Source organism: Bacillus sp. T33-2 (assembly GCF_002860205.1).
Lineage (GTDB): Bacteria > Bacillota > Bacilli > Bacillales > Cytobacillaceae > T33-2.
Map to the genome: position 1 here is coordinate 1 of NZ_PGVB01000007.1, position 16,161 is coordinate 16,161.

Consider the following 16,161-nt stretch of genomic DNA (forward strand, 5'->3'; position numbering starts at 1 on the left):
TTCGTAGTGAACATGAAACGAATTATCACGATAATGGGTCAATAATAACCCATTTTACCCACCCTCAAAACGTAAAATACGAAAAAAAGATTAGGGAAAGTTCAAACTCATCCCCTAATCTTTTTAATTTCATTGCAGTAAATTTAAAGGCTTATATTTTCAGCAGTCTCGGCAAAACACCGCTTTTTTTCATTTAAAATCATTCAAGGCCTGCCGCAAAATGGCGTAGGCTTTTATCGCATGAAAATCCAGTCCTAAAGCCACCATTGTTTGCGCAATTTCCGGACGTATCCCGGTTATAACGGCGTTCACTCCTAATAACTTGAGCGCCTTAATGACCTGAAAAATCTGTTTTGCAACTATAGTATCAACGATTGGTACTCCTGATAAATCCTGTCTTGATATTTGTTTTTATTTAATGACCGCAAATACTGTCTTTGCCCATAGATCCAACAGCTTAAACAAATTTCCATTTAAAAAACTGCTACATCGATTCGTTATTAATTACCATGAATTAAATTAATTCCTAATTCGAATTCTATCTATGTAAATAAAATCCAACCAATAGGAGTGCGACAAATGTATTTTTATAAAGAAGATTTAATCAACATTATTGTCCCGGATAATCCGGACCCCCAGGCTGCAAAGGTAATGCAGGAAATTCTGGGCGGACGCTTTGGTGAAATGAGGACAATGATGCAATATTTCTTTCAAAGCTCCAACTTCCGTGGTAAAGCAAAGCCTTTCCGGGATTTGCTGCGCGGGATATTCGTCGAAGAAATCGCTCATGTGGAACTTGTCCAAACTACCATCAATATGCTGTTGAATGGGTCTGGAGAGGAACAGGCTGGAAATGCTGGTGCGGACGGGGCACCTCTTGACGAGGCGGTCAAGCATGCGATACCACATCACTTCATTATTGGAGCCCAGGCTTCCCTTCCTGAAGATGCCAATGGTAATCCATGGCTCGGCAACTACGTGTACAGTCATGGAAATTTAATCAGTGACCTACTGGATAATATCGTCCTGGAATCAACAGGTGTCCTCCAGAAAACAAGAATTTATGAAATGAGCAGCAATAAAACCTTCAGGGAAACGCTCGCTTTCCTGATCGTAAGGGATAACGCCCATCAAAATGCCTTTGCAAAGGCCCTTGAAACCCTTGGTGTCGATTGGGGCAAGATCTTCCCAATCCCGAATTACGACATCAATAAATACCCTGAATGCAAGAAATATGTAGATATGGGCTTCCATCATGCTCAATTTAATTTCAGGCTTGATAATACACTTATTGGTGAAATTTTTAAGGGAGAGTCTCCAAGCAGAAGCAGCAATGAATTAGTCCTGACAGACCCTCCTGCCGGATACCCGGTCCCCTATCTTCCCGAGATGCCAAATGAGCACAGCCCTGGCTTAAATGACTTGACAAAATGAACCGTATCAGAAACGCCAAATCACTCACAGTACTGCCGGCTGGGTGGTTTGGCATTTTTGATACCGTTGGTAGATAGATACAAAAAATTTGAAAAGAGCAACCAAAGGGCTGCTCTTTCTGTTAACGCAGGAAGTTTTCACGATTGATTGCCAATAGATCATGGTTCAAACCAACAACATTCAAAAATGAATTAGCATCCATTCCCATCTGGAATCTATCTAATTCTTCATTGCTTAAAGTCAGCTCGCGATGAAAGGTTGTCCCCTCGATAGGTCTCAGTACACCATTCGCATCTGCCATGGCTACTCACCTCCTACTAATAAGGTGCCAAGTAAATTGGATAACATGACAGGGAGAATAAGGCAATGAAAAGGATTGCAACCTTTTGCATTATTATTTAATTTTAATGTGAAAAACTCAAAAAGAGCCCACCAATCCGCGACCCGGGCCTTACCGAATTATTGTCTTCCTCTCGGTACCCTGGCAGGTTTTTGCTGTATTGATACATGCTGTGGTCGTATTGGGAAACTGTTTTGTTCCTGTTCGGGGGGTCCAGTAATGTCCCCCCGCTGGTTCAATTGATCAGTCTCTCTTCGGTTTGACATTCGTTTCACCTCCTCATAATAGGATGGATGAAAATTGAAGAAAATATTATAAAAGCCGAATATCCATCATCAATCCAAATCTCATCACATTTGTTTGTTATTGAATCATTGATCAATGTTAGTTTTCCATGAATCAAATGACCAAAAAATAAGAGTTGCCTTTGCAACTCCAACAAATCTGCATTTATCCAGGTATCTAACACTGTGTGTAAGATTAGCGACACAGGAGGTTTGCATGTCCAGTAGGGTTTGTTTCCATTTCACCCACCCGCTGTGACTTATAGGCAAGGGGAAGAAAAATTGAAAAGGTTGTTCCTGCTCCAAGTTCGCTTTCTATTTCAATTTTGCCGTTATGTTCCTCAATAATCTTAAAACACACCATTAACCCCAATCCTGTGCCCTTCTCTTTGCTTGAGTAAAAAGGTTCACCCAATAATGGGATTTTCTCTTCAGGTATGCCACAGCCCTCATCTTTTATTTCGATTAGAACATGAGAATCGTCATGAATCTTTGTAGAGATCTCAATCTTTCCTCCATCCGGCATTGCCTCAATCGCATTCTTTAAGATATTTATCAGTACTTGTTTTATTTTATGTTCGTCACAGAATATCGCCGGGATGGCATGCTCAACTGACGAAAGAATATCAATTTTATTGTATATGGCCTGGGATTCAAGGATTGATAAAGTCTTGCTTATAATCGTTTCAATATCATGATCATTGAATGCATTAACCTGAGGTTTCGCCAGTGATAAAAATTCTGTGACAATGCCGTCAACACGTTGCAGTTCTGACAGCATTAGGTCTATGTATTCCTTCTTTATCCGGTTCTGGAAAAGCTGGATGAACCCCTTTATTGAAGTAAGCGGATTCCGGATTTCATGGGCGACTGCGGCCGCTAACTGGCCAATGACAGATAACTTGTCCGATCTTCGCAGGAGCTCATAAGTTTTCTTTCTCTCACTAATATCACTCGTGAAAATGGTCAGTCCTATTAACTTTCCCTGATTATCACGCAACGAAGAAAAGGTAGCACTTACTTCGACTGCTTCGCCACATTTTTTTCTAAGAATGTTTTCGGCTCTGATTACGTTTGTCCCTTCTTGAATATGTTCAATAACTTGTTCGAAGTCCGCTTTGATTTCGTCAGGCAAAAATTGTTGGACCTTTTTTCCGATTGCCTCTTCCGGCTCAAATCCAAACATGGTTTTAACAGCTGGATTGATATTCTGTATTGTCCCATCGAAATGCACAATTAATATACAATCTCCACTGTGATGAAACAACGATTCCATCAATTCTTTAGTTTGTCTTAATTCTTCGACAGCTTTTTTGCGGCACGATATATCATCGGCAATTCCGTAGACTCCGACCACTTCACCGTCTACCACAATCGGCACATTCTTGATATCGAGATAGATTTTCTCCCCATTTTTATGTATTGCGACTGTTTCATAAGTCTGTGGTGAACCCTCAACTGCTTGTAAAAAATGGTTCTTCGTAATATCCCGGTAATCCAAGTCCACAACAGGTATAAATGATTGACCTAAGGCTTCTATAGAATAACCCAAGATCTTCTCGAAGGGACCATTAATATCAAGCAGATTGCCCTCTAAATCCATTGTAAAAATGGCATTGGGGCTTTGTTGGAATAAGGATTTATATTTTTGCTGACTTACTTTTAACAAGCGCTCAGCCCTTTTGTTTTCAGTGATATCACGGCCAATGACACATATCCTTTTAGGAAGGTCCTGTTCATGGGTCAGCGGCACCTTCATAAGATCGAGCGCCAGTTCCTTGCCGTCCACCATCGGCAGTATTGATTCAAAACGGACAGGGCTTTCGGTCTGCACGTCTTCAATATGGCTAATTTCAGTATTAATCAAATGATTCCTTGCATTGGGATATAATTCCAGGAAATCTTTTGTGTTTAAACCGGATCTGTATGTATTTTGAAGTGATAATTTATCGATTGCAGCCTGGTTAACCTCAAGCCAGCGGCCCTCTTCATCCTTTAAAATAACGATATCTGGAAGAGCGTCAATAAAAATCCTGAACCTCCTCTCATGTTCTTGTATCATTCGTTCTTCGACTTGGTCACGTTCGACTGCAAGCCCAACCAGGTCTGCGCAGCGTTCAACCATCTTTACTTCATTTTCCGAAGGGCTTGCTGGGAATGGATGATAAACAGCAAAAGAACCGACCACTTCTTCGTCCAGGAAAATCGGGACTGACCAGCAGGAACGTAAACCACATTCCAATGGGAACTCACGAAAATTGGTCCACAATGGGTTGTTGGCAATATCCGGAGTAATGACCGTTTCACCTTTGAACATGGCTGTCCCGCATGATCCCACCTCGGGCCCAATCTCCAGATTCATCGCAAAGTCATAATATGCTTTCGGCAAATTAGGAGCAATGACTGTATCTATTCTACGTTTATCTTTGCCAAGGAAAAGAATGGAACAATATGTTTTTATCCCAAAATATTCTTCCATTTTTACCGATATCTCTTCCAAAATATCAGCGAGTGATTCTCGTTTCACAATCATTTTCAAGACTGTCTTCTTTATTTCCAATAAGGAATGGGTCTGTTTTTGTCTGGTAATGTCCTCAAAGCTGAAGACAACCGATCCTTCATTATGTACTTTCGTATAGCGGGCATTCATTTTAAGCCAAATTGGTTTTTCACGCCTGCCTGCCCGAATTTCAAGAGTGGATAATCCTTGTTTTACCAGTATTTTTCCAAGAGATTCATTAAAAAGGCTAATATCCTCGTGATATATCAAATCTGATATTAGTCCACTCAATATAAATTCTTTTGAGCATCCCAGCACGGTACATGCGAGGTCGTTCGCATACGTGACTTCACTGTTCTTGTTGAAGACTATTATAGGTGTTGGGCTGTCATCGTATTTAAAGGAAAACACGTCACTGCTCGTATTCATCCGAAATCCCCCGATAGTAACATTAATTTGCAAAATATTTGTAAAACTATTATATAATAATTTGCATGAATGTGGGAATGACAATTAAATAGATAAAGAATGCATCCTTCTACCAGATAAAAAAAAGACCGCAAGAAGCGGCCTTAGATAGTTTAATTTAATGAGGTGATTTACTAATCCTTGCGTTCATTGAGTCGGTTGGGGTTTTGAACAGCCACCTGCTAAAATATATGAGGACCATGACATAGCGCATCGCTTCTTATCGTCCTGGTGTTTCATGGAGGGTTACTCTCAGGCGTTTCATGACAGCTGCTACAAACTTGCGGCAGCGTTCGATGTCTGCTGCTTGCGGCAGCAGCTCTATCTTCAAGGTTGCAGCCAAATTTGTATGTACATAAAGCATATCCCTGAAATCGTCAACTGCCCCGCAAAATTCCGGGTAGAAATGGTCGCCCGTCCCGGCAACCCCCGTTACGATATTCTTTACATCCTGCTCCTCGAATGCTTGATAAAGTGGGGCCATTTCATGGGGGATGTTACCATTCCCCCATGTGTATGTGCAAATGATGACCGCATCAAAACATGTCAGGTGCGGTATCGGAAATTGTTCAACATTGAAAACAGGGGCCTCTGCCTTCTCGCCTCGAAATATCTGATGCAGGATATCGGCGAGTTCCTTTGTGTTGCCTGTCACGGATGTATATACTAACGCAATTATCATTTCATCGGCCTATAATTCATCGAAGCCATTGGACTGGGTCACTTTTGAATACGTCCTTGACTTCTGTTCAAAGAAATCCGATTTTGTGTCGTTGATCATTTCATCACTGAAAACATGGATCCATGGCATTGGATTGTCCCTGTCCTTATAGACATTCTGCAATCCAAGCTGCCTGAAGCGTTTGTTTGCCAGGTACTCAAGGTACTCCCCGAATTCTGTAAGGTCAATACCTTCAATGTCCTTTAAAATGACATTCGCCCATTCTTTTTCGAGCTGTATTGCAGCGTCTAAAGTTTTGTAGACATAAGCAACGTTCTCTTCTGTGTTCAGCTCGGGGTTTTCCGTCAAAAGAATCCGAATAAACTGAGCCATAAAATACGCATGCTGCATTTCATCCCTCTGGATATAGCTGATCATCGTACTGGTCTTAAGCATTTTTTGCTGACGCGCCAGATTGTAGAAAAAGGCAAAGCCGGCATAAAAATAAATCCCTTCAAGGTTGATTGAATTCACAGCCAGTTTAAAAAGGTTCAGTGGAGTAGGATTTTCCCTGAAGCTTTCATACGCATCTAAAATGAGCTGATTGCGTTTTCGGACTATCGGGTCGTCTTTGGCTTGAACAAACCGTCTGTTTTGTTCACTTAAAGGCACGAGTGAACTCAATATGTAAGAATATGATTCGTTGTGGACTGCCTCCTGCTGGGAAATGACCGCAAAAATCGCTTTAAAGCTGGAATCAGTGACATAATCCATCACCTGGTACATCGTCGGTGTCTGCAGGCTGTCCAGCGAAGCCAATTGCGTGTTGATCCTCAGGAAGACATCCTGCTCGGCCGGTGTCAGGAAGTCCCATTGTTTGATGTCATCCTGCATATTGATCTCCTGCGCCTTCCAGAAGTTTGAAAGCAGTGTCTGGTACAAATCGTACATCTGTGGGTATGCTATGTCATTCCAATTAAGCAGCCCAGATGATTTGCCGCCAATTATTCCTGTTGATTTATTGGGTGATTCAGGGTTCAACAGCTTGATCTTCGTTATTGGTGCATTGACATTCATGTAATATTGCCTCCTGTGTGTAATTGGTGCCTGAAGTTTAGCTATGGCAGGCCTCGCACTCCTCTATTTCAGCCTGGGACGTGCTCCGGACATAGTATGTTGTTTTAAGGCGCTGCTTCCATGCTTCCATATGGAGCTCAAGCAAATCCTTCGCTTTGATGTCGTGGCGGACGTATAAATTGAAGCTGATTGCCTGGTCTATATGGCGCTGGCGGGCAGCGTTCTGCCTGATGCTCCAGCGCTGGTCCAGTTCATGCCTCGCTCTCCGGTAATACTCATATGTTACATGGGTCAAGTCAGGAGCCGTCACCTTAAATTTAAAGTTCTTCTTTTCTTCAGCATATTCAACCGAATAAATTGGATCGATTCCATCTGTCGAACCGCCGATTTTCGCGGTTGATGAATTAGGGGCGACTGCCATCAGCCAGCCGTTGCGTATGCCATGTTCAGCGATCTCATCTTTCAACTGAAGCCATCGCTCAGAGCGGTAATCCCTGCGCTCGAAATACAGGCCGGTTTCCCACTCGGATCCTTTGAACTGGCTATATACGCCTTTTTCCCGGGCTATTTCCATGGAAGAACTGATTGTAAAATAGGCAATGTCCTCATACAGGCTATCCGCATATTCTACAGCTTCCTCGGACTCCCAATGGATTTTTTCAAGCGCAAGCAAATGGTGCCAGCCGAACGTTCCCAGCCCGACAGCCCTGTATTTCTTGTTTGTCGTTTCTGCCTGGCCGACTGATATAGTATTCAGGTCAATTACATTGTCGAGCATCCTTACCTGGATCCGGATCAGGCGTTCCAGTACCTTCGCCGGCACAGCCTTAGCAAGATTGATGGAAGATAGGTTGCATATAACGAAATCACCCGGCTTGCGTACGATGACGATATTCCCATCTTCGTCACGGTATTCATTGACAATCGTTGTCGCCGACATATTCTGGGCGATTTCCGTACATAAATTGCTGCAGTAAATCGAAGTCCTGCCTCTTCCTGTCAGGTGCTTGTTCGGATTTTGCCGGTTCACTTCATCACGGTAAAACATATAAGGCGTTCCTGTTTCCAATTGTGCAACCATAATGCGGGCCATGATGTCCATTGCCCGGTAAGTTTTCCGCGGCAGAAGCGGATGGCTGACGGCCTCCTCATATTTTTCCGTGAAGTATTTTTTATCTGTTTCATCATAAAAATCTTCCAGCCCCAGTGCGTTTCCGTTCTCATCCTTCCAGCCCATGACCTGTTTAATCTGGTGAGGACAGAATGTATGCCATTCCCCGATGCTTCTCCCGGATTCATCCACTTCCTGCAGTTTTTGCATAAATAAGTCAGGAACAGTGACCCCTGTGAAGATATCATGCGCTTTTCGGCGTTCATCCCCGTTATTCGTTTTTAAATCAAGGAATCCGTTCATGATATCCTTGTGGAACAGGTCAAGGTAAATCGCGATCGCCCCCTGCCTTTGCCCGAGCTGGTCGACACTGACCGCGGTGTCGTTGATCAGTCTGATCCATGGCACAACCCCTGAAGAATTGCCTTTGAACCGTTTTATGTCTGAACCGAGGGCGCGGACCTTGCCGTAATAAATTCCGATGCCCCCGCCACCCTTGCTGAGCCTGGCAATATCCCAGTTATTCAAATAAATGCAGTCAAGAGAGTCATCTACTGTATCGATAAAACACGACGACAGCTGCCCGAAGCTTTTCCCTGCATTCGACAACGTCGGAGTTGCGACGGTCATATACAAATTGCTTAGAGCCCAATATGCTTCCTTTACAAGTTCGAGCCGTGCCGGCCTGTTTTCGTTTTTCATGATCGTCATCGCGATAATCATAAAGCGTTCCTGCGGAAGTTCATAAAGATTGCGGTCGTGGTCCATTGCAAGATACCTGTCTGCAAGCAAAAATAATCCTATATAATTAAATAAATAATCCCGTCCTGCATCGATTTCTTTTCCTAGTTCCCCAATTTCAGCTTTATTATAAGAGCCCAGGAGTTCACCGGAATAGATTCCTTTTTCTGTAAGTCTCTTTATCAAACTATTAAAATCCCCATATTTTAAAGAACTTGAATATCCACGGTTCGCAGCCGCCTTCTCATATAATTCATTCAGGTACAAGTGTGCAGCAACGAAGGTCCAATCGGGCTGGTCCATTGCGATCTGGTTCAACGAATAAAATAAAGCCTGCTGATTTGCTTCCTGTTCTGGACCATTCAGATCCTTGATGCGTTTGATAAGATTTTGCGCGTCCAGGCCGTATTTCTTCGCAGCCTCTTTGATTACTTCAATAACATAGCTTTGTTCTGACTGAACCTCTGTCTTCATGTAAAATCCTCCTTATAAATAAAAAATCCGCTCAAGGTAGCATGAGCGGATGAAACGATAACATCAAATGAAAGCACGGAATGCCTGCTTCCCTCTGGCGCCACCGTTCCATCTTCCCAATCCCCGAAGAAGTGAAACATCTCAAGTTTGGACAGGTCTCCTGACTCATGCATCTACCTACTTTGAGCCCTTCCCGTATAAGTGCCTATTACATAAGCTCGCTTATACAGTGGTTTGCTCATTTCGTCTGCATTTACAGTTGCGGGGGCAGCTCCGGGTTCACACCGGATTCCCAATTAAGCCTGACGGCATCCTGACTCAAGGCGAAACACAATATGTAGTTTATCGCGAAGAAAACAACACGATATGTTGTGCTGTTGAATTAAATTGTAATTCATCCGACTTAGCATTTCAAGCATTTTTATGCATTTTTATACAATTTTCGCGTTACTGCCGGTTCAAACTCGCATGATTACTGCTTTCTCGACCGGAAAAATTTTTGTCGATTTCATGTTGTAAATGATTCGCTCAAAAATATGAGTCTATTAAGATATTTTGTTTTTCTTGTAGAATCTCTCCTTTGCCTGCAAGTATATCTTGTTGATTCTCTCCCGAATCCACAGCTCAGCCTGTACAGTCTCTACAGAGAGCAGCTTGATTTTCAATGCCTTTACCCTCTTTTTCTCTGTCTGGTTCAGAAAATGTTTCCGCCGCATCATGTGTACCTCTCCCTTCTTGTGCTGGTTTCCAAAAAATGCAATAAGTCTTCCTGTACATTCCCTTGTTCTTATTTTAGGCTTTAAACAGGAGGAGAGCATTGTACTCTGGAGGTATTTTCCTTACGACAATAGTCTTACTAAAAAATCCTGCCACTGAGGGCAGGATTCCTTAAATTGTTTATATTGAGTGTTAACTGGTGGTTATTTAACCGGAATTCTGATCTCTGCAGTTTCGTCTTTATTTTTGTCATTAATGACCTTAACATCAAGGAAAGTTGTATCATGGTCAATGGTTTTAAATTCAGTTTCATACACAGGTGTTTCTAATGGATTAGCACTTCTTGTCGTATTTTTCATTTCAAGTTGATTACCTTTATCGTCCTTTACAACTATTGAATATTTTTTTGCCTTCGATCTCGACTGGTCAAAAGTAATTTGTGTTGTTAACGGGGAGATTTGGATTTTCGCTATTTGCAATGTTATATTTTCTGTAGTTACGATTTTGTTCGGCTCGATCAGTTTCGTATCTAATTTTTTAATTGGAATGTGTTTAAAGACCCAATCACCCTTAATTATTTTACCTTCATTATTCTCTTCTCCAAGGGATGTAAAATGGATACTGACATTCAAATCCTTTTCACCAAACTGTTTTACGTAAGGGATGGACTGGACTGCGACAAACGTGTTTGGACCTACTTTTCTACTTTCCCAGTTATATCCCCAGTTTTCCGGTTTCTTTTCATTGAAGGTAAAACTGACGCCAAGGTCTTTACCCACTAGCCTGGTGCCAATACTCTCCAAGTCCTTATCAACTTCAATAGTATAGCTTAATCCTAAACGGATACCATCATACACCGCTTCATTAAGGGTCATCCTGACTCCATTATCCTGAACGGTTTCATTTATTTTCGTAGTCATATTCTCATGTGACGCGTCTGAAAATCCGTAAAAAGGAGAAATTCCTTCATCATAAACCATCTCAAGGAATGGGACTCTTTGCAGCACATTGGCAACCGTAGGGGAAATGAACCCGCTTCCCAATATGCAAGCCGCTGCAATTGCTGCTGCTCCAGGCAAGAACCATTTCCTTTTCGTCCTGCTTATTGGTTTCACCTTACCGGAATCATTCCCCGCTGACAGGTTGCCTTCTTTATATAACTGCGGAATATTATTCGTGAATTCCCTGATAGAATCCGGTACTTCAATCGTATCGATCACTTCTTTAAATCTCGCCTCATTGACTTTCATTTCCAGGATACCTCCAGCACATTATGATTAAAGTTCAGCAACCCAGCCAGTTTTTTTCGTCCACGGGTCATTCGAGTCTTGATGGTATTTTCATTTTCACCAAGCAATTTTGATATCTCTGCAATGGATAAATCGTGATAATAGAATAGGAAAATTGGAATCCGCTGTTCCGGTTTAAGGGCCAGGATGGATTGAAGAATCTGTTCATTTTGTTCCTTCCTTTCCAGATTACCCTGGATGGACACAGAGGCTGGATCAGTAAATACGCTTGAGTCTTCCTCAATAGAAATCATTCTTAATCCAACCAATTTTCTAACGATATCAATCGACCTACTGTAGACAAGTCTATGGAACCATGGTTTAAAATTCCTGATTTCCTTATGTTCCATGATAGCTGTATAAGCGTTTATCAAGGCATTTTGTAATGCATCCTCAGCGTGCTCCTTTGATTTAAGAATTACAAACGCCGTTCTGTAGGCACTGTTCAAGTACGGTTCAACCAATTCACTGAACGCCCCGCCGTCGCCCTCCCTGCACCTATTTATCAGTTCTTTCTCAATAGACATTGCCAGAATGTCACTCCTTTATCTTTTTCTACACCTAAGCCGTAGAAGCGGAAGAAAAAGTTTCACTTTTAAATATTTTTTTTGCAAAACGGTTTTCATTATTGATTACCCTTGTTTATCCGGTAGAAAAAGCAAAAAAACGGCAGACCGCTTGTTTTGAAGCAGCGGTCGATGCCCGTCACCCATCCAGTGATTTAAGTGAAAAAGAATTAAGGACCACAGAAAATAATACCGAGAACGCGGGGGCTTTTCCGATTCCGCAGAAGACACTGCCGGACGGGGAGAAGAATACAATCGGTTGAGTCGAGTAAGCGATGATCATGAGGATCTTGCGCTGGGGGGAGTAAAAAGGAACGGTGGAGTCGTTTGGGTTACAGTGCATTTGCTAACCGTGTAAACAAGGAAGAAATACAAGAACAGCGTAAACACATTCAAAACGAATTCAAGGAAGCGTTTCCGATATCTTTCATTGCTGAGCAAGTGAAATGGGCATTAGTGATGTCACCATTCCACAGTAATGCAGTTTTCATGAAACTTTTTTATTTCTGTAAACGTATTAAAAATAAAGGAGTGATGAAAGTTGATGTTGGATAAAAAATGCCCTGAATGTGGTGGAACTTCTTTTGCTCAAGGGAGTGATTATATTAATCTCCGCCCCTTAAATAGAAAATTAACAGTCGGTTCCGAAAAAATATATACATACTGCACCGCCTGTGGAGAAGTCCTTTCAATCAAAATTGTGAACCCAAATAAGTTGACGTGACCTTTTCTTTCTGAAATCGCACCTGTAAGGGTGCTATTTTTTATAAGTTCCGGTTTTTATAAAAGTTGTTTCCTTAATTGCCATCACTCTTATTTTGGAATTATTAAAATTTTGACTACTAAACCCTAAAAATCTTCTTACGCCATCCAATTAATAAAAATAACACCGCCTGCAAAAGGAAAAACATGCCCCACAGCTGTGCCGGTATAAATAATGACGCTTTAGACAATACGGTGGCATCTCCTGCAGATTGCGGCTGCATAAAACTTAAAACCATGATCTCAAACGAGGAAGTGAACGACTCGACTAATAGTATGCAAGCGATTAAAAGCAACGCGTATTTTACCAGGGTTGGGTGGCCTTTATACAACAAAAGCAAAAAGCCCGCCCCAAACGATCCAAGCCAGAAAAGACCGTAGAAATTACGAACCCAAAATATTAGATTCAAAGCAATGAATGCAAGCAGGATAAAAATCAGTGACTTATATTTTTGTTTGCTAATCAGCCAAATTGAGACAAATGCAATGAACGAAGAAAATGTATATCCGGCAAGCCCTGTGAAAAATGCGCTGATCCAGGAAGTATGTCTCGAATAGGTGACTCCTTCAGTATTCATGAACAGCTGAATCTCATGGACGTTGCCTCCTAAAAGAGCCATAAAAGCATGGCCTGACTCGTGAATAACCGTATTGATCACACCCACATAACTGCCTAAGATAGGAACATAGGTAAGAAAGATCGCTATTCCGATACACAAAATAAATTTTCCACTTACTTTCCCTTTTGATTCATTCAAATGATATTCCCCTTTTCATTTGTATTAGGACAAGCCATCAATTTTCATCTTTTTTTTCCTAAATTAAAACGCATCCGCTGCCAATGATTTTCCCTTCATTCTGGATGTAAGCTTTTATTTCAGTAAATCCTTTTATGTATGGGTATCTCATTTTTCGTATAACTTTTCTTTACCTGCAATATCATTCCCACAAACGGAACAGCTCGGTTTTATGGTAAACAATGGATCGGCCTCCCTCTCTTTACTAAGTACGATTAAATTATACAATGGTTTCATTTCATTCCGTGCTAAAAGCAGTAATATGACTCTAAAGTTTCTCATTTTATAAGCAGCTCAGGAGCATGTGCCCAATCTTTACACTACCTTGAGCTTACTAGCATGCCTTTGTATATAACAAGGAAATTTATATGATATTCCTGTCAATAATATAAGTGATTCATCCCCATGGATGGCAGTGGAGCGAAGGAGTTCATTGATGGAACGAAATTATGCGGTTGACTTTATGAAGTTTTTTGCGATTTTTGCTGTAGTGGTGATTCATACTTTTCCAGCGGACAGAGTGATGGGATTTTTCATTATAGATACACTTTCAAGGTTTGCTGTACCGTTTTTTTTTGTTGCTTCGGGTTTTTTGTTCGGAGTAAAGATAATAAATTATGAAAAATCGTTTACGTACTTTAAAAAATATGTTGTTAAAATTGTCAAAATTTACTTTCTGTGGCTATTTTTCTATACGGTTTATGATGTAATTATCATTCTTTTTATGCAAAAAAATGTGACACAGGAGTTAGCGAAGTATTTTGATGGATTTACGATCTTAAATGTGTTGTATTACGGCGGTGGGCCCACAAGCGGATACCATTTGTGGTTTTTAACAGCCTTGATTTGGGGCATTATTTTTCTGTTTCTTTTCTTTAGATTCAACAAAATAAACATACTGCTGATAATCAGCCTTGTTTTAAACCTGATAGGTCTGTTCGGGCAATCTTACTCGATGTTCTTCAAGATACCGATAAGTACACGAGATGCAATGTTTCTTGGATTGTTTTATATAACTTTAGGGTTTTTCTTTGCAGATCATATAAAATCAACGAAATTGTGGAGAATGGATAGTAAAATCAATTTATTGTTCCTGTGCGCGTTTTCTCTACTTCAAGTGGCCGAGGGATTTTTTTTAGATAAGGCATTATCAGGCAGCCACGGAGAATACTTTATTTCGACTATTTTTCTCACAACGTTTCTGTTTATCTTTGTACTAAATAACAAGCAATTTGGAAAGGATTTGTGGCTGACTAAAATTGGTGCCAAGTCTTTAAGTATTTACGTTATCCATGTTTTTATCATCAATATAGCGAATCTTGCTTTTAACGCAATGGGCATTCATTTATCAAAAAGTTTCTTGTGGCACCTTGTGTATTCATTGTTTGTCTTTATAATATCGTATGGTGTGTATAATCTATTCAAATATTTGCGGAGTAAATTGCGGGGAAGAATAAAAGAAGCCTGAGTGGATACAATTGTATCATGATCGTATCCATGCCAGGGCTTATCGCCTACCAACGTGAGAACACAATACTCTATAATTCCCCGTCGTACCTGCGTTATCCAATCACTTAAATTCATTTTTATCACCCTGGCTAAAATGACCACATAGTATTGTGTGCAAGGTACCTGGTGGATAAATAATCTATTTATTTTATTTTTACTTTTTTCCCCTAGCTTGTGCCTCGTATTGATTCATAAAGAAAGATCCATCGGGGGAAAATAGTGGCAGAGGTGAAGATTAATGGACATTAGTCGCGTAAAACAAATACTTTCATCAGAAGATGAAGTATCCGTGCACTGCCACGGTGTGCCTGTTTGGCTGCAAAGTATCGATGAAAAATCAGGAATGGCTGTTGTACAGCCGCGGGGCAACCACGATCACAGCCGGCTTGTTGCGATTGATAGCTTGGAAGAAACTTGAACCATCAACTATTGAAATAATGCATGGCGCAGTAACTAGAACAAACAAAAAGAGGATGCCGTTAAACGGACAGCCCCCTATGCTGGATTTATAAAAAAACAAATATATTGCCAGTGATGTGACGCTTAGATTAACATGCAAATTTATAATCGCTCATCTATCGCTCTCAACGTTTCACCAATCGATTCTTGAACGACATATGTATTTGGTGAATAATCGTAAGGAGTATCCCCGATGTTAATTATGATAAGAGGAGTGTCCTCGTTGCGATATTGTGGAAATGTTGAGAATGGAGTCACTTTTAAACTGGTCCCCAACACTAAGACACAGTCAGCCTGGTTGATTGTATTAATGATGGTATTAAATCCTTCAACTGTGAACCAGTCACCTGTATCACCGAATAAAACTACATCAGGTTTTATGTAACGGTCTTCTTTATTTTCAGAAGTACAGTTGTCGCATACATAAAATTCTTCCATTTTATTATAGCGTTGGACCATTTCCTCAGTTGAGTACTTTTGCCCGCAATTCATGCAGGATGCGGTCGTCATTGTGCCATGAAATTCAATTACGTTCTCACTGCCCGCCTTTTGATGGAGCGCATCAATATTCTGGGTAATGATCCGGGAGATACGTCCTTCTCTTTCCCATTTCGCAAGGACTTGATGTCCTAGATTCGGCGCCGCATTAGGATGGTAAAGATTCTCCAATGCAAATTCGTAAAAATCTTTAGGCTTCTCATAAAAGTAGTCGATGGAAAGTATGTATTCAGGTGCCATTTGATAAATCCCGGTTTTTGAGCGGAAATCCTTGATGCCTGATTCAGTGCTGATGCCGGCACCAGTTAATACGACTATGTATTTGGAATTTTTGATGATTTCAGTAACTTCATCTATCGTTTTATGTCTCATTATGCATACTCCTAACGAATTTAAAACTGTTAACCCTATGATTAGCAAGATTGTCTCGGGCTGTCATCTTCTGGGAATACTAATATTATTATACACTTCACA

The 16,161-nt window shown here is 41.0% G+C and carries 18 protein-coding genes, 1 pseudogene and 1 riboswitch; of the genes and pseudogenes, 7 read left to right on the top strand and 12 right to left on the bottom strand.

Annotated features, from left to right (window positions below):
• Positions 1-197, top strand: a 197-nt coding sequence (locus tag CVD19_RS25140) for a hypothetical protein (protein WP_219620083.1), incomplete at its 5' end; no start/stop codon positions are given.
• On the opposite strand, the pseudogene CVD19_RS04770 reads toward CVD19_RS25140, so the two are convergent.
• Positions 190-393 (bottom strand): annotated as a pseudogene (locus CVD19_RS04770) (STAS domain-containing protein); the annotation flags it as partial. The gene CVD19_RS25140 and the pseudogene CVD19_RS04770 overlap by 8 nt on opposite strands.
• Positions 394-579: 186 nt before the next feature.
• Here CVD19_RS04770 and CVD19_RS04775 point away from each other — a divergent pair.
• Positions 580-1,434: a manganese catalase family protein gene (locus CVD19_RS04775; RefSeq protein WP_101580737.1), complete on the top strand. Its 855-nt coding sequence runs from the start codon at positions 580-582 to the stop codon at positions 1,432-1,434.
• Positions 1,435-1,555: 121 nt separating this feature from the next.
• On the opposite strand, the gene CVD19_RS04780 is transcribed toward CVD19_RS04775, so the two are convergent.
• The 9 genes from CVD19_RS04780 to CVD19_RS04810 form a co-directional block, all read right to left on the bottom strand.
• Entirely contained in the window at positions 1,556-1,735 is a 180-nt protein-coding gene (locus tag CVD19_RS04780) for a hypothetical protein (RefSeq protein WP_101580738.1), read from the bottom strand.
• A gap of 158 nt (positions 1,736-1,893) precedes the next feature.
• Positions 1,894-2,040, bottom strand: a complete 147-nt coding sequence (locus tag CVD19_RS24570; protein ID WP_180953520.1) for a hypothetical protein — start codon at positions 2,038-2,040, stop codon at positions 1,894-1,896.
• 214 nt (positions 2,041-2,254) lie between these two features.
• Positions 2,255-4,987: a PAS domain S-box protein gene (locus CVD19_RS04785; RefSeq protein ID WP_101580739.1), complete on the bottom strand. Its 2,733-nt coding sequence runs from the start codon at positions 4,985-4,987 to the stop codon at positions 2,255-2,257.
• 259 nt (positions 4,988-5,246) lie between these two features.
• Positions 5,247-5,708 (bottom strand): flavodoxin domain-containing protein, encoded by a 462-nt coding sequence (locus CVD19_RS04790; RefSeq protein WP_101580740.1) that lies wholly within the window; start codon positions 5,706-5,708, stop codon positions 5,247-5,249.
• 9 nt (positions 5,709-5,717) lie between these two features.
• Positions 5,718-6,764, bottom strand: coding sequence for a ribonucleotide-diphosphate reductase subunit beta (locus CVD19_RS04795; RefSeq protein WP_101580741.1), 1,047 nt, complete (start codon positions 6,762-6,764; stop codon positions 5,718-5,720).
• A 37-nt stretch (positions 6,765-6,801) separates the two neighbouring features.
• Positions 6,802-9,090, bottom strand: coding sequence for a ribonucleoside-diphosphate reductase subunit alpha (locus CVD19_RS04800; RefSeq protein ID WP_101580742.1), 2,289 nt, complete (start codon positions 9,088-9,090; stop codon positions 6,802-6,804).
• A 133-nt stretch (positions 9,091-9,223) separates the two neighbouring features.
• Positions 9,224-9,421: riboswitch (cobalamin riboswitch) on the bottom strand.
• Positions 9,422-9,635: 214 nt separating this feature from the next.
• A complete protein-coding gene (locus CVD19_RS24575) occupies positions 9,636-9,809 on the bottom strand; it encodes a hypothetical protein (RefSeq protein ID WP_180953521.1) in 174 nt (57 codons plus the stop codon).
• 201 nt (positions 9,810-10,010) lie between these two features.
• Positions 10,011-11,057, bottom strand: coding sequence for a DUF4179 domain-containing protein (locus tag CVD19_RS04805; RefSeq protein WP_101580743.1), 1,047 nt, complete (start codon positions 11,055-11,057; stop codon positions 10,011-10,013).
• Positions 11,054-11,623: an RNA polymerase sigma factor gene (locus CVD19_RS04810; RefSeq protein ID WP_101580744.1), complete on the bottom strand. Its 570-nt coding sequence runs from the start codon at positions 11,621-11,623 to the stop codon at positions 11,054-11,056. The genes CVD19_RS04805 and CVD19_RS04810 overlap by 4 nt, the downstream gene beginning before the upstream one ends.
• A 101-nt stretch (positions 11,624-11,724) precedes the next feature.
• Between CVD19_RS04810 and CVD19_RS04815 the strand changes: the two genes are divergently transcribed.
• From CVD19_RS04815 to CVD19_RS25145, 3 genes are all read left to right on the top strand, one after another.
• Positions 11,725-11,925: a hypothetical protein gene (locus tag CVD19_RS04815; RefSeq protein WP_101580745.1), complete on the top strand. Its 201-nt coding sequence runs from the start codon at positions 11,725-11,727 to the stop codon at positions 11,923-11,925.
• A gap of 64 nt (positions 11,926-11,989) precedes the next feature.
• Positions 11,990-12,217: a hypothetical protein gene (locus CVD19_RS04820; protein ID WP_101580746.1), complete on the top strand. Its 228-nt coding sequence runs from the start codon at positions 11,990-11,992 to the stop codon at positions 12,215-12,217.
• On the top strand, positions 12,207-12,386 hold the full coding sequence (locus CVD19_RS25145; RefSeq protein ID WP_101580747.1) for a hypothetical protein: 180 nt from the start codon (positions 12,207-12,209) through the stop codon (positions 12,384-12,386). The genes CVD19_RS04820 and CVD19_RS25145 overlap by 11 nt, the downstream gene beginning before the upstream one ends.
• A 118-nt stretch (positions 12,387-12,504) precedes the next feature.
• Here the strand turns inward: CVD19_RS25145 and CVD19_RS04830 are convergent, their stop codons facing one another.
• Entirely contained in the window at positions 12,505-13,182 is a 678-nt protein-coding gene (locus tag CVD19_RS04830) for a M50 family metallopeptidase (RefSeq protein WP_101580748.1), read from the bottom strand.
• A gap of 475 nt (positions 13,183-13,657) precedes the next feature.
• Here CVD19_RS04830 and CVD19_RS04840 point away from each other — a divergent pair, with 475 nt between their 5' ends.
• Together CVD19_RS04840 and CVD19_RS04845 are read left to right on the top strand one after the other, a co-directional pair.
• Positions 13,658-14,689, top strand: a complete 1,032-nt coding sequence (locus CVD19_RS04840) for an acyltransferase (RefSeq protein ID WP_180953522.1) — start codon at positions 13,658-13,660, stop codon at positions 14,687-14,689.
• A 279-nt stretch (positions 14,690-14,968) separates the two neighbouring features.
• Positions 14,969-15,148 (top strand): H-type small acid-soluble spore protein, encoded by a 180-nt coding sequence (locus CVD19_RS04845; RefSeq protein WP_101580750.1) that lies wholly within the window; start codon positions 14,969-14,971, stop codon positions 15,146-15,148.
• Between the two features lie 143 nt (positions 15,149-15,291).
• Here CVD19_RS04845 and CVD19_RS04850 read toward each other — a convergent pair whose 3' ends face one another.
• On the bottom strand, positions 15,292-16,059 hold the full coding sequence (locus tag CVD19_RS04850) for an NAD-dependent protein deacylase (protein ID WP_101580751.1): 768 nt from the start codon (positions 16,057-16,059) through the stop codon (positions 15,292-15,294).
• Positions 16,060-16,161: the final 102 nt, after the last annotated feature.

Coding starts and splice junctions, on each gene's coding strand:
- CVD19_RS24575 (WP_180953521.1), bottom strand. CDS start 9,809: ATGATGCGGCGGAAACATTTTCTGAACCAGACAGAGAAAAAGAGGGTA.
- CVD19_RS24570 (WP_180953520.1), bottom strand. CDS start 2,040: ATGTCAAACCGAAGAGAGACTGATCAATTGAACCAGCGGGGGGACATT.
- CVD19_RS04790 (WP_101580740.1), bottom strand. CDS start 5,708: ATGATAATTGCGTTAGTATATACATCCGTGACAGGCAACACAAAGGAA.
- CVD19_RS04840 (WP_180953522.1), top strand. CDS start 13,658: ATGGAACGAAATTATGCGGTTGACTTTATGAAGTTTTTTGCGATTTTT.
- CVD19_RS04780 (WP_101580738.1), bottom strand. CDS start 1,735: ATGGCAGATGCGAATGGTGTACTGAGACCTATCGAGGGGACAACCTTT.
- CVD19_RS04795 (WP_101580741.1), bottom strand. CDS start 6,764: ATGAATGTCAATGCACCAATAACGAAGATCAAGCTGTTGAACCCTGAA.
- CVD19_RS04810 (WP_101580744.1), bottom strand. CDS start 11,623: ATGTCTATTGAGAAAGAACTGATAAATAGGTGCAGGGAGGGCGACGGC.
- CVD19_RS04785 (WP_101580739.1), bottom strand. CDS start 4,987: ATGAATACGAGCAGTGACGTGTTTTCCTTTAAATACGATGACAGCCCA.
- CVD19_RS04800 (WP_101580742.1), bottom strand. CDS start 9,090: ATGAAGACAGAGGTTCAGTCAGAACAAAGCTATGTTATTGAAGTAATC.
- CVD19_RS04775 (WP_101580737.1), top strand. CDS start 580: ATGTATTTTTATAAAGAAGATTTAATCAACATTATTGTCCCGGATAAT.
- CVD19_RS25145 (WP_101580747.1), top strand. CDS start 12,207: ATGTTGGATAAAAAATGCCCTGAATGTGGTGGAACTTCTTTTGCTCAA.
- CVD19_RS04845 (WP_101580750.1), top strand. CDS start 14,969: ATGGACATTAGTCGCGTAAAACAAATACTTTCATCAGAAGATGAAGTA.
- CVD19_RS04805 (WP_101580743.1), bottom strand. CDS start 11,057: ATGAAAGTCAATGAGGCGAGATTTAAAGAAGTGATCGATACGATTGAA.
- CVD19_RS04850 (WP_101580751.1), bottom strand. CDS start 16,059: ATGAGACATAAAACGATAGATGAAGTTACTGAAATCATCAAAAATTCC.